We start from the raw sequence: 12,634 nt of genomic DNA, 5'->3' as shown, positions 1-12,634 counted from the left end.
GTGCAGCGCCGCCACCGCCGCTGCCGAGATCAGCTGGGGGGCCCACCCGGCGGGGGACGCGAAGGAGACGCCCTTCAGGCAGTAGACCACCAGCATGGCAATGATGGCGGGAGGGAGCACCCGTCCCAGGTAGAGGACGATCTTGGGCGGCGCCTCGCCCCGGTCAAAGAGCAGAAAGGGCAGAAATCGGGTGAGAAAGGTCACTGCCGCCATGACCGCGATGGCGGCCACGGCGTGTCCGGTACTCAGCATGACGTCTCCTCCGTTTCCTCCAGCCGGTCCCGCAGCACCAGCAGCGCCACCACGATCACGCCCAGGGAGGCCAGCAGCATCTGCTGCTGGCCGAACCGGCGGCCCAGCACGATCAGGAACAGCACGGTGGCCCCGGCCCCAAGCAGGGCGGGGAGATGGTTTTTGTACGCCTTCCACTGGTCCACGGCGATGACCACAAACAGGGCGGTCATGGCAAAGTCGATGCCGGTGGTATCCAAGGGGATCAGGGCCCCGGCCACCGCGCCGATCACCGAACCCAGGATCCAATAGCTGTGATCCAGCAGGGCGATGGCGAAGTAGAAGCGCTTCGGCTCCACCCCCACCGGGGCACGGGCGGAGGCGAGCAGGGCATAGGTCTCGTCGGTGAGGGAAAAGATCATATAGAGCTTGCGCCAACCCATGCCCCGGAACTTTTCCAGCATGGACAGGCCGTAGACCAGGTGGCGGAAGTTGATGAGCAGCGTCATCAGCGCCACGGTGCCCAGCGCGGCCCCGGTCCCCAGCAGGGTGACCCCCAGATACTGCCCCGACCCGGCATAGATGGTCAGGCTCATGAAACAGGCCCAGATGAAGTTGTATCCGATCTCCTGCAGCATCAGCCCGAAGGCGATCCCAATGGCCAGATATCCCATCAGGACCGGGACGGTGACGGGAAAAGCGGCGGAGAGGGCTTTTCGATCCATAGCAAACACTCCCTTGTGCGGCGTCGAATTCTTATTTTATCCGCTTTAGCAGGGAAAAGCAAGGGCGGAGGCAGAATTTCCCGTCCGTTCACAAAAGAGAGGTTGTTTTTTGGTACAATATCTGTATAATACCACCCTAGAGAGAACAGGCGACACGGAGGCCACCATGAAAAAGCTGCTCTTTATTTACAACGTCCACGCCGGGAAGGGACTGCTGAAAAGCAGGCTGGCGGCGGTGCTGGACTGCTTCGTCCGGGCCGGGTGGGACGTGAGCGTCCACCCCACCCAGGGCGCCGGGGACGCCACGGCCGTGGCCGCGGAGCGCGCCGGTGCGTTCGACCGCATCGTCTGTTCCGGCGGGGACGGCACGCTCCACGAGGTGGTGACCGGGCTCATGACCCAGGAAACGCGGCCCGCGGTCGGCTATATCCCGGCGGGCACCACCAACGATTTTGCCAAAAACCTGAGCCTGCCCCGGGGCATGGAGGCCATGGCCCGCGCGGCGGCGGCCGGCTGCCCCAGGCCGGTGGATATCGGACGGTTCAACGACCGCTTCTTTATCTACGTGGCCGCCTTTGGGGCCTTTACCGACGTGGCCTACAACACCCCCCAGCCGTTTAAAAACCTCTTCGGCCACCTGGCCTACGTGCTGGAGGGCGCCACGCGGCTGAGCTCCATTCAGGCCTACCCCATGACCGTGGAGCACGACGCGGGCATGGAGGTGGGCAGCTACTGCTACGGCATGGTTTCCAACACGGTCTCGGTGGGCGGTTTTAAGGGCATGCCCACCGAGCCGGTGCGTCTGGACGACGGCATCTTCGAGGTGGTCCTGGTGCGTCAGCCCCAGAACCCCCTGCAGCTGCAGGCGATCATCAAGGCGCTGCTCACCATGTCGCCCGACGAGCAGGGGCTGGTCACCAGCTACCGCACCAGCCGGCTGCGCATCACCTGCCGGCAGGAGCTTCCCTGGACGCTGGACGGGGAATACGGCGGCGCGCCCAAAACGGCGGAGATCGAAAACTGCAGCAGGGCGGTCTCGATCGTATATGGGAAATAAGCCCGTCCGCGACCGGCGCAGCAAAGTGAGGTACGCCATTAATGCATGACTATGAAGCGGGAACTTATGATATCGCAGTGATCGGAGCCGGGCACGGGGACCCCGCACAGCGGGGGCGCGCCCACCGGCGCGCACAAGCGTTTTCGCCCACAGCGAAAACCTTGCCGCAAGGCGGATTTATTCCGCCTGAGGAAGAAAAAGGCATTGGGGGCCCCGCGTGACCGGCGCAGCAAAGTGAGGTACGGCATTAATGCATGACTATGAAGCGGGAACTTATGATATTGCAGTGATCGGAGCCGGGCACGCGGGCATCGAGGCCGCCCTGGCCGCGGCCCGGCTGGGCCTGAGGACGCTGTGCTTTACCGTCAATCTGGACGCGGTGGGCAATATGCCCTGCAATCCCGCCATCGGCGGCACCGGCAAGGGCCACCTGGTGCGGGAGCTGGACGCCCTGGGCGGCGAGATGGCCCGGGCCGCCGACGCGGCCTGCATCCAATACCGCACGCTCAACCGGGGCAAGGGCCCGGCGGTGTGGTCCCTGCGGGCCCAGGCCGACCGCCGGCGGTATCAGGAGATCATGAAGCACACCCTGGAGCGGCAGGAAAACCTGTGCCTCAAGCAGGCGGAGGTCACCGACATCTACGCCGAGCACGGCGCGGTGAGCGCCGTGCGCACCTGCCACGGGGCGGTATACCGGGTGCGCGCCGTGGTGGTGGCCTCGGGCACCTATCTGGGCGGGCGCACCATCGTGGGGGACGTGACGCGCTCCTCCGGCCCGGACGGCCTCGCGCCCGCGCTGGCCCTGACGGACAGCCTGCGGGCGCTGGGGGTGGGCCTGCGCCGCTTTAAAACCGGCACGCCGCCCCGAGTCAACGCCCGGAGCGTGGATTATTCCAAAATGGAGCTCCAGCCGGGGGACGCGCAGACCGTGCCCTTCTCCTTCGAGACGGCCGCGCCGCCGGAAAACAAGGCGGTGTGCTATCTGACCTACACCAATGCGGCCACCCACGCCGTCATCCGCGCCAACCTGCACCGCTCGCCGCTTTTTTCCGGCGTGATCGAAGGGGTGGGGCCCCGGTACTGCCCCTCCATTGAGGACAAGGTGGTCCGCTTCGCCGACAAGCCGCGCCATCAGCTCTTCATCGAGCCCATGGGGCTGAACACCGAGGAGGTGTACATCCAGGGTTTCTCTTCCTCGCTCCCGGAGGACGTGCAGGCGGAGATGCTCCACACCGTCGCCGGCCTGGAACGGGCCGAGATGACCCGCTGCGCCTACGCCATCGAGTACGACTGCGCCGACCCCACCGAGCTTTTGCCCACCCTGGAGCACAAGCGGGTGCGCGGCCTGTACGGGGCCGGGCAGTTCAACGGCTCCTCCGGGTACGAGGAGGCCGCCGCCCAGGGCCTTGTGGCCGGGGCGAACGCCGCCTTGAAGCTGCTGGGCCGGGAGCCGCTGGTGCTGCGGCGGGACCAGGGCTACATCGGCGTGCTCATCGACGATCTGGTGACCAAGGGCACCAACGAGCCCTACCGCATGATGACGTCCCGCACCGAATACCGGCTGCTCTGCCGCCAGGACAACGCCGACCAGCGCCTGTGCCCCGTGGGATACGCCATCGGACTGGTCAGCGGCGAACGGTACGCCCGTGTACAGGAAAAATACGCCGCCGCGGCCCGGGAGATCAAACGGCTGGAGCACGCCGGAACGGCCCAGGGCCGCCTGTGCGACCTGCTGCGCCGCCCGGAAAACACCTATGCGTCGCTCGCGCCCGCAGACCCGGGGCGGCCCGCTCTGCCCCCGGCGGTGCAGGAGGCGGTGGAGATCGCCGTCAAATACCAGGGCTATATCGACCGGCAGCTCCGGCAGGTGGAGGAGTGGCGGAGGATGGAGGATCGTCCCCTGCCCGAGGGGCTGGATTATGCGGCGATGCAGGGCCTGCGCATCGAGGCCCGGCAGAAGCTGGACCAGATCCGCCCCCTGAATTTGGGGCAGGCCAGCCGTATTTCCGGCGTCAGCCCCGCAGATATCGCGGCGCTGGTGGTCTATCTGGAACGGGGCTGAGCGCACGCGTGCCCCGCAGTCAAACGGATCGAGGTGCTTATGAAGGAAAAAGTCGTTCTGGGCCTCTCCGGCGGAGTGGACTCCGCCGTGGCGGCCCGGCTTTTGCTGCAGGACTACGAGGTATACTGCCTCTATCTGGACATCGGGCTGGGCGGCTCCGGCGCGGCTGACGCGGCGGCCGTGGCCGCCTCCCTGAATCTGCCCTTTGCCACGGCGGACATCCGGCAGGCCCTGGAGGAGCATGTCTGCGCGCCCTTTACCGCCGACTATTTGGCGGGGCGCACACCCCTGCCCTGCGCCCGGTGCAATCCCGCCGTAAAGTTTCCCGCCCTGCTGGCGCTGGCCGACCGCGTGGGGGCCCGCCTTGTGGCCACGGGGCACTACGCCCGGGCGGAGGGGGGGGTGCTGCGGAAGGGGAGGCCCGCCAACGACCAGTCCTACATGCTGGCCCGGCTGCCCAGAAGCATATTACAGCGCGTTATGTTCCCCCTGGGTGATTACGAAAAGGTCCAGGTACGCTCCCTGGCCCGGGGATTTGGTATCCCGGTGGCGGACAAGCCGGACTCCATGGAGATCTGCTTTATTCCCGACGGGGATTACGCCGCCTGGCTGGACCGGCGGGGAAACACCCCGCCGCCCGGCGACTTTGTCTCCCCCGACGGGACCGTGCTGGGCCGGCACAAGGGCATCCATCACTACACCCTGGGGCAGGGCAGGGGGCTTGGGGTGTCCGGCCCCCACCGCTATTTCGTCTCCGCCATCCGGCCGGAACGCAATCAGGTGGTGCTCTCCGACGGCGGCGACCTGGGCCGCAGGGAGCTGCTGTGCACCGCGCCCAACTGGATCGCCGTGGAGGCCCTTACGGCTCCCATGGCGGTCACGGTGCGCCTGCGGCACTCCCGCACCGAGCAGCGCGCCGTGATCCTTCCGGAGGGCGGCTGTGTGCGCGTGCGCATGGATCAGCCCGCCCGCGCCCCCACGCCGGGACAGATGGCCGTGTTCTACGACGCAGACGCCGTCGTGGGCAGCGGCTGGATCGCATAAAGCGGGGCGCCTGCCGCTCCGGGCCCCGTTAGCCGAGCATCTCCCACACGCCCAGCAGGATGAGCAGCAGCCCGGAGAGCGGAAGGGCGTATTTGCCCAGCAGCCGCCCCGCCGGCCCCGCGCCCAGGCGGTAGCCCAGGGCCAGGGCGGCCAGCGTGGCCAGGAAGTTTCCCAGTGCCGCCCAGTGGGGGTTCAGGCCGGATACCCCGGCGGCCGCGCCCACCCCGGCGTTGTTGACCGCCAGGGCGGCGGCCAGGCACACGCACTCCCAAAGGGTGGCCGCCCCGCCGCCGGGCTCCCCGCCGCCTCCGGCGCGGCGCAGCCAGTCCAGCACGAACCACAGGCCGATGCCCACCAGCACCACCCCGCCCAGCCGGGCGCCCGCCCGGGCCGTGAGTACCAGCGCGGCGATATCCCCCAGAATCAGGGACAGCCACGTGACCAGGGTCGTTACCGCCGAGAGCACCAGCCGCCGTCCGGCGGAAAGGCGGATCCCCTTGACCCCGTAGCCCATCGCCAGAATCAGTGTGTCCAGATTACAGGCCGCCACGAAAAGCAGTACGGCCAGCCCCGTTCCCAAATGCGCCATCGTCTCACTCCATTCCGCCCATCTTATGCCCGCCCGGCCCGCGCGGTGCGGGGGTGGCCTTTTCCGGCGGACTGTGGTAGAATAGGGCGCAATGAATTGCATACGAGGGAGGCCCTTATGAGCGCGAAGGAAACATTCATCCAGATTTACCGGGAGAACATCCGCCGGGACGGAGCGGAGGCCCTGCTGGATTATCTGGAGCACAAAAGCGATTTTTTCACCGCCCCCGCCTCGGCCCGGTTCCACGGCGCCTACGCCGGGGGGCTGTGCGAGCACAGTCTGAACGTCTACCACTGCCTGTGCGCCTATCTGGAACGGGAGCGGGTGCAGGAGCTGTACGCGCTGGAGTACCCGGCGGAATCCGTGGCCGTGGCCGCCCTGCTCCACGACCTGTGCAAGATCGGCTGCTACAAGGCCGGCTCCCGCAACGTGAAGGGGAGCGACGGCAAGTGGCAGAGCGTGCCCACCTTTTTTTACGAGGACACGCTCCCCTACGGCCATGGGGAGAAGAGCGTCTACATCATCTCCGGCTTTTTGAAGCTCACCCGGGAGGAGGCCATGGCCATCCGCTGGCACATGGGCTTTTCCGGGGATGAGGACAAGCGCCTGGTGGGACAGGCCCTGCAGCAGTATCCCCTGGCCTTCGCCCTGTCCCTGGCGGACATGGAGGCTACTTATTTTTTGGAGAAAGACGAGGCGTGACCCCAATGGCAAAGCCAACCAACGACCTGGGCCGGGACCGCGTGGGTACGCTTTTGGTGCGTCTGGCCCTGCCCGCCATCGCCGCGCAGCTCATCAACGCCCTGTACAATATCGTGGACCGGATGTACATCGGCCACATCGAAGGGGTCGGGGATTTGGCGCTCACGGGCCTGGGCGTGTGCTTCCCGGTGCTCATGTTTATCTCCGCCCTATCCGCTCTGGTGGGCATGGGGGGCGGCTCCCGGGCCGCCATCCGCATGGGGGAGGGCAGGGAGGACCTGGCCAATGAGATCCTGGGCAGCTGCGCCGCCCTGCTGGCGGTCATCTCGGCGGCCGTCACCGTGGTGTTCCAGCTGCTCAAGGAGCCCATGCTCCTCCTCTTCGGCGCCAGCGGCAACACCATCGGCTACGCCGCGGACTACCTGGGCGTCTATCTGTGGGGCACCCTGTTCGTGCAGGTCTCCCTGGGACTGAACAACTTTATCACCACCCAGGGCTTTTCCACCTACTCCATGGCCACGGTGGTCATCGGCGCCATCACCAACATCGTGCTAGATCCTATTTTCATTTTCGGGTTCGGCATGGGGGTGAAGGGCGCGGCCCTGGCCACCATTCTGGCCCAGGGCGTTTCCGCCCTGTGGGTCCTTTCCTTTCTGCGGGGCAGGCGCACCAGGCTCCGGCTCCAGGCACGCTGCCTGCGCCTGCGCTGGAGCATCCTGGCCCCGGTGGTGGCCATCGGGGTTTCTCCTTTTATCATGCAGTCCACGGAGAGTCTGGTCAACATCGCCCTCAATTCCTCCCTGAAGCATTACGGCGGAGACCTCTATGTGGGGGCCATGACCATCGCAAGCAGCATCATGCAGGTGCTTTGGATGCCCTTTCAGGGGCTGGCCCAGGGGGCGCAGCCCATCATCGGCTACAACTACGGCGCCGGCAGCCTGGACCGGGTGAAACGGTGCTTCTCGCTGATGCTCCGCTTTTCCCTGCTTCTGTCCGTGGCGGGCTGGGCGGCGGTGGAGCTGTTTCCCGGCGTGTTCGTGGCCCTGTTCAATAACAAGCCGGAGCTGGTGGCCCTTACCGTGCGGGTGCTGCGCATCTATATGGCCGGCTTCTTTATGATGGGCCTTCAGAGCGCCTGCCAGCAGACCTTCGTCGCGCTGGGGCAGGCCAGGGTCTCCCTGTTCCTGGCCCTGCTGCGCAAGGTCATCCTGCTCATCCCGCTGATCTATCTGCTGCCCCTCCTGCTGACGGGGAACCAGGTCTTTGCCGTCTACCTGGCCGAGCCGGCGGCCGACCTTCTGGCCGCCACCGCCACCGGCCTGGTCTTCCTGCGGCGCTTTCCCCGCATTCTGGAGGCACGCCGCAAACAGCTTGGGGCTTAGGCCCTGTTTCTTCCCCCGCAAACGCCGGCGGAGCGGTCCTTTTGCGCCGGGCGAAACGGCAGGGCGCGGATGGTTCAACCGGCTCCGGAAGCAGTCCGTCGTCCGCCATGCAAACGGGACCTGAGGAGGGGTGCGGCCATGCCATGCATCATCTGCCGGGACTGCGGCAGACGCTACGATTACGACAAAGACGATTTCTGCCCCAAATGCGGCAGCTTCAACCCCCCGCCGGACAGCGGCGCCACCCGGCTGGAGCAGGAGATGCTCGCCCGGTTTCAGACCGGTCAGCAGAATCAGCAGCGCGCCGCACAAAACCGCCCGGGCCGCGGCCATCCTACCCGCGGCAGCATGCCGGAGGCGGGACGCGGGCGGCATGCCGGGCGCATCCGGGACTGCGCCGCCTGTGAGGAGCCGGCCGGGCCGCGCCGGAAGCGCGCCGCCGCTCGGGCCGTTCTGGCGCTGGTTGCCGCGGCGGCGCTGCTGGGGGCATGCCTGGCCCTCTGGCGGACCGCGGGGAGCGGACCGCTTTCCGTCCGTCCGCAGGCGCGGGCCCACGCCCTGTGGGAGACCTTCTCCATCAGCGGCATGGAGGTCACCGTAGAAGACGCCTGGGCGGTGGAAGGCGTGCAGGCGCTCAGCGAGCAGTTTGGCTTCCCACCCCGGTGCGTAGCGGTAGACCTTTGGGTGGAGGGCGGACAGGTCCTGAGGGGCAAGCGCTTTCCCGCCCCTTACCTGATCCTCTCCGACGGGACCACGGTCTGCGCCGTGGACGGGGACCCCGTCCTCTCCCGCAAGCTGAGTGAATACGGGGTGTACGACGTTACCCTGTCCGACGCCCAGTGGGACGACCCCCTGTACGGGCAGCTGGTCTTTTTCCTCCCCGCCGGTGCGGAGGGTCCCGCCGAGCTGGTGCTGGGCGAAGCCACGGCGGACGCCTCCGGGGGCGCCTGCCATACCGTCGCCCTGGAACTGCCCTGACATTTCATCCCCGGAAGGAGCATTCCCTTGAAGGACAACATCACCCTGATCGGCATGCCGGGCTCGGGCAAGAGCACCGTCGGCGTGCTGCTGGCCAAGGCCCTGGGCCTTCCGTTTATCGACACCGACCTGCTCATCCAGCAGCGGGAGGGCCTGCTGCTCCAGGAACTTCTGGACCAGCGGGGCCTGGACGCCTTTCTGGACGCGGAGGAAGCGGCCATCCGTTCCCTGGACTGCCGCGCAAGCGTCATCGCCCCCGGCGGCAGCGCCGTGTGCCGGGAGCGGGCCATGGAACACCTGCGGGCGCTGGGCCGGGTCCTGTACCTGCGGGTGCCCCTGCCGGAGCTGGAACGCCGGATCGACAACATCACCACCCGGGGCATCGCCATGGCTCCCGGCCAGACCCTGGCGGACCTCTACGCCTACCGCGCCCCCTTGTACGAGCGCTTTGCCGGCGCCGCGGTGGATGTGGCCGGAGATACCCTGGAGCAGACGGTGGCCGCGGTGCTGCGGGCGCTGGGCGGGCGTTTTCCGCCGCGCTTGTAATTCTGGAAAAATGTGATATACTACAGAATGTAGGAATATCGCGTGCGAAACGCCCGCCGGGGCCCCGGCGGGCTTGTTCGTCGTGTGATATGCCGCGTCTGCGCCGCGGCTTCCCGGCAATCCGCCCCCCTGCGCAGGGAGGGCAAATTTAAATGGTAAAGGATTCTGCAACATGACATTCCAGGAACTCGGCCTGAACAAGCCCATCCTGAGGGCGCTGGCCGATCAGGGCTATGAACGCCCTTCCCCCATTCAGGAAAAAGCCATCCCCCCCGCCCTGTCCGGGCGGGACGTACTGGGCTGCGCCCAGACCGGCACCGGAAAAACCTGCGCCTTCGCCGCCCCCATCCTGCAGCGTCTGGCGGCGGGGAAGGCCAGCGGCCGGCCCATCCGGGCCCTCATTCTCACCCCGACCCGGGAGCTGGCCCTCCAGATCCAGGAGAGCTTCGAGGCCTACGGCAAGAACCTGCCGCTGCGCTGCGCCGTTATTTTCGGCGGGGTGGGGCAGGCGCCCCAGGTGGAGCGCCTGAAAAAAGGCGTCGATATCCTGGTCGCCACCCCCGGCCGGCTGGGCGACCTGTACGGGCAGAAGCTGATCGACCTCTCCCGGCTGGAGATCTTCGTGCTGGACGAGGCCGACCGGATGCTGGACATGGGCTTCATCCACGACGTGCGCCGCATCCTGAGCTGGCTGCCCGCCCGAAAGCAGACCCTCTTTTTCTCCGCCACCATGCCCGCCGAGGTGCAGGGTCTGGTGGACTCCCTGCTGAAGGACCCGGTCAAGGTGGCGGTGGACCCCATCTCCTCTCCCGTGGAGGTCATCGACCAAAAGCTCTACTATGTGGACCGCGGCAATAAGACCAAACTTCTTTCCGCGCTCGTCCGGGAGGACGGGGTCAAAAACGCCCTGGTATTCACCCGCACCAAGCACGGAGCCAACAAAGTGGCGGGCGACCTGGTGAAGGCGGGCATCTCCGCCGCCGCCATTCACGGCAACAAGAGCCAGACCGCCCGGCAGCAGGCCCTGGCGGACTTCAAGTCCGGCGCGGTGCAGGTCCTGGTGGCCACGGATATCGCCGCCCGGGGACTGGACATCGAGGAGCTCTCCCACGTGTTCAACTACAACCTGCCCGACGTACCGGAGACCTACGTGCACCGGATCGGCCGCACCGGCCGGGCGGGCCACGGCGGCACCGCCGTCTCCTTCTGCGACAGCAACGAGCAGGAGGAGCGCAAGGCCATTGAGAAGCTGATCGCCCGTAAGATCCCGGTGGTGGAGGGACACCCCTGGCCCATGGAGATCCTGGAGCCCCTGCCCCGCGACAAGAAGGGCCGGGTGGTCAATCCCGAGGACGCCGAAGCCCGCGCCGCCGCCAAGGCCCGCCGCCAGGAGCGGGACGCGGCCAACCGGGCGGCCGCCGCAGGCCGGAAGGCAAACGCCGCGCCGGCCCGCCCGGCGGACGCGGCCCAGCCCTCCAGGGCCAATGCGGCACGGCCCGCCAAGGCGGCCGGGCCCCTGGAGCAGACGCCTTCCGCCCAGCGCACCCCCGGTGAGAAGAAGCGCGCCCGGGGCTACCGGGCCAGCGCAACGCTGGAAGAGGCCCTGACCGCCACCGCGCCAAGCCGCCCCGCCGCCGCGGAGAAGTACAGCGACTTTTATAAGCCGGACCCCCTGGCCAGCGATGTGATCCTGGACGCCACCGCGCGGCTTCTGGCCCCGAAAAGCCGTCCGGCCCAGCCCCCCCGCGCAAAGCAGGACAAACAGCAGCCCGGGGCCGCGTCCGGCGGTCCAAAACGCCGGGGCGGCAAAACGAAGTCCGGAGGCACGCAGCAGGCCCAGCCGGCGCGGCCGGCCGCCGAGCCCCTGGCCGCGCCCAAGGCGAAGAAAAAGCGTTCCGGCGCCCGGGGACGCGGCGGCCGGCCGCCGGAGGTCACCCTGCGCACCGGCAGCCAAAAGGATTCCACCGAACAGCCCAGCCTGATGAAGCCCTATTACCTCAGCCGGGACGACTGATCCCCCTGCAAACGTCACGTGGGCCTCCGGCAAAGCCGGAGGCCCACGTCGGTCTGTCAAAGGCCTCCCACAGGAGGGCCTTGCGGCGTTTCGCCGTCCGAAGACGGCGGTGTAAAATCGAAATCCGCCTTTTCCGGGGCCACAGCCGCACCGGCCTGCGCGAAACAGGCGCCGCCGGCGCAGGTCCTCACGCTGCGGCCTCAGAACGGGGCGTTCCCCGCAAAGGATCGGCCGGTAATTCGGCCGGAAACCGAGGCGAAACTTTCGTGCAGCCTCCCCCCAAACGCGGCCAAGCCCCTTTTTCAACCGGCCGGCGTGCGCCGGTCAGCCCGCCCCGCCGGCGAGGCACCAGAGCAGCAGGGCCGCCTGAAGCAGCAGGATGGCAGGCAGGCCAAACCGAAACTGCCAGTGCCGGGTCTTGTGCCGGAAGGCCCACATCCCCAGAAGCGCGCCGGGAGCGCCCCCCAGCAGTGCCGCCAGGAAAAGGGTGCGCTCCGGCACGCGCCAGTCCCCCCGGCGGGCGCGGCGCTTGTCCGCCCCCATCAGGAGAAAGGCGGCGAGGCTGACGCACAGCACATATCCCGCCGCCCCGATCCAGTGGGCGGCGAGCCACGCCCTCACGGCCGCACCCCCAGGGCGGACACCAGGCCGCCCCGCTTGCGGGTGGTCTCCAGCCAGAGGGCCAGGTCGATCTCCAGCTCCCTGCCGCTGTCCAGGATGACGGCCCGCTCCCCTTCCAGGGCGACGATGGTGACCCAGTGCCACCAGTCCAGGTCCTTCACCTTGCCGTTGTGCAGGTTCAGGAAGGCCACCGGGCACTCCCGCTCCAGGCTGTCCCGCACGAAACGGGCCACCGCGGCATACTCCGGGCGCTTGGTGCGGGCGGCGGGGATCTCCAGCCGGGCAGGGGAGAGCGCGATCCCCCGCGCCCCGGCATAGGCCTCCATGCCCCGCTGCATCAGCTCCGGCTTGTTCAGCCCGTGATGCCGGGGCGTCACATAGTCCCACACCCGGCACATCAGCGCCGTAAACTCCCTCCGGCCGCTCACGTCCCCGGGGCACAGAGGCGCCAGGGCGGCATGGGCGCGGGCCAGGTAGGCAAAGACCACCGCCGCCGCCGTGGGGCCGCAGCCCGCCATGCGCTGCCACCCCTCGGGGAACCACTCCTGATCCGCCCCACGGGTGACCGCGCCGCCGGGGCCGGTGATCTCCAGATATTCGGGATGCTGCAGGGATATGCGCTCGCTCAAAACGGCATCTGCCTTTCTTTGGGAATTCCCCTTTTGCTTATCAGTATAGCAGAC

13 protein-coding genes are annotated in these 12,634 nt (G+C 67.7%); 8 read left to right on the top strand and 5 right to left on the bottom strand.

The window, feature by feature from the left end:
* Together MR825_RS08430 and MR825_RS08425 are read right to left on the bottom strand one after the other, a co-directional pair.
* The coding region (locus MR825_RS08430) for a branched-chain amino acid transporter permease (protein ID WP_287880147.1) at nucleotides 1-252 on the bottom strand (252 nt) is incomplete at its 3' end.
* Nucleotides 246-956, bottom strand: coding sequence for an AzlC family ABC transporter permease (locus MR825_RS08425; RefSeq protein WP_287880145.1), 711 nt, complete (start codon nucleotides 954-956; stop codon nucleotides 246-248). The genes MR825_RS08425 and MR825_RS08430, both read right to left, overlap by 7 nt.
* A 109-nt stretch (nucleotides 957-1,065) precedes the next feature.
* On the opposite strand from MR825_RS08425, the gene MR825_RS08420 reads away from it, so the two are divergent.
* The 3 genes from MR825_RS08420 to mnmA all read left to right on the top strand — a co-directional run bounded on the left by MR825_RS08420 (nucleotide 1,066) and on the right by mnmA (nucleotide 5,119).
* Nucleotides 1,066-2,013, top strand: a complete 948-nt coding sequence (locus tag MR825_RS08420; protein ID WP_256174479.1) for a diacylglycerol/lipid kinase family protein — start codon at nucleotides 1,066-1,068, stop codon at nucleotides 2,011-2,013.
* Between the two features lie 250 nt (nucleotides 2,014-2,263).
* Nucleotides 2,264-4,075, top strand: coding sequence for a tRNA uridine-5-carboxymethylaminomethyl(34) synthesis enzyme MnmG (gene mnmG / locus MR825_RS08415; RefSeq protein WP_287880142.1), 1,812 nt, complete (start codon nucleotides 2,264-2,266; stop codon nucleotides 4,073-4,075).
* 39 nt (nucleotides 4,076-4,114) lie between these two features.
* A complete protein-coding gene (gene mnmA / locus MR825_RS08410; protein ID WP_287880139.1) occupies nucleotides 4,115-5,119 on the top strand; it encodes a tRNA 2-thiouridine(34) synthase MnmA in 1,005 nt (334 codons plus the stop codon).
* 28 nt (nucleotides 5,120-5,147) lie between these two features.
* On the opposite strand, the gene MR825_RS08405 is transcribed toward mnmA, so the two are convergent.
* Nucleotides 5,148-5,708 carry a sporulation protein gene (locus MR825_RS08405; RefSeq protein ID WP_287880137.1) on the bottom strand — a complete coding sequence of 187 codons (561 nt, stop codon included), beginning with the start codon at nucleotides 5,706-5,708 and terminating at the stop codon, nucleotides 5,148-5,150.
* Between the two features lie 117 nt (nucleotides 5,709-5,825).
* On the opposite strand from MR825_RS08405, the gene MR825_RS08400 reads away from it, so the two are divergent.
* The 5 genes from MR825_RS08400 (at nucleotide 5,826) to MR825_RS08380 (ending at nucleotide 11,330) form a co-directional block, all read left to right on the top strand.
* Entirely contained in the window at nucleotides 5,826-6,410 is a 585-nt protein-coding gene (locus tag MR825_RS08400) for an HD domain-containing protein (protein WP_186908393.1), read from the top strand.
* A 5-nt stretch (nucleotides 6,411-6,415) separates the two neighbouring features.
* Nucleotides 6,416-7,792, top strand: a complete 1,377-nt coding sequence (locus MR825_RS08395; RefSeq protein ID WP_287880134.1) for an MATE family efflux transporter — start codon at nucleotides 6,416-6,418, stop codon at nucleotides 7,790-7,792.
* A 138-nt stretch (nucleotides 7,793-7,930) separates the two neighbouring features.
* Entirely contained in the window at nucleotides 7,931-8,770 is an 840-nt protein-coding gene (locus tag MR825_RS08390) for a hypothetical protein (protein WP_287880132.1), read from the top strand.
* Nucleotides 8,771-8,824: 54 nt separating this feature from the next.
* Entirely contained in the window at nucleotides 8,825-9,316 is a 492-nt protein-coding gene (locus MR825_RS08385) for a shikimate kinase (protein ID WP_186908427.1), read from the top strand.
* Nucleotides 9,317-9,488: 172 nt separating this feature from the next.
* The gene (locus MR825_RS08380) at nucleotides 9,489-11,330 is read left to right on the top strand and encodes a DEAD/DEAH box helicase (protein WP_287880130.1); all 1,842 of its coding nucleotides are present in this window, start codon (nucleotides 9,489-9,491) and stop codon (nucleotides 11,328-11,330) included.
* A gap of 324 nt (nucleotides 11,331-11,654) precedes the next feature.
* On the opposite strand, the gene MR825_RS08375 is transcribed toward MR825_RS08380, so the two are convergent.
* Both MR825_RS08375 and MR825_RS08370 read right to left on the bottom strand, forming a co-directional pair.
* Complete coding sequence (locus MR825_RS08375; RefSeq protein WP_256174484.1) at nucleotides 11,655-11,951, bottom strand: DUF1294 domain-containing protein; 297 nt, start codon at nucleotides 11,949-11,951, stop codon at nucleotides 11,655-11,657.
* Entirely contained in the window at nucleotides 11,948-12,580 is a 633-nt protein-coding gene (locus MR825_RS08370) for a hypothetical protein (protein WP_243204818.1), read from the bottom strand. Before MR825_RS08370 ends, MR825_RS08375 begins: the two co-directional genes overlap by 4 nt.
* Nucleotides 12,581-12,634 lie beyond the last annotated feature (54 nt).

The sequence above is a fragment of the Lawsonibacter sp. genome (assembly GCF_022777125.1).
GTDB lineage: Bacteria > Bacillota > Clostridia > Oscillospirales > Oscillospiraceae > Lawsonibacter_A > Lawsonibacter_A hominis.
This window is presented reverse-complemented; position numbering and strand designations above follow the sequence as displayed.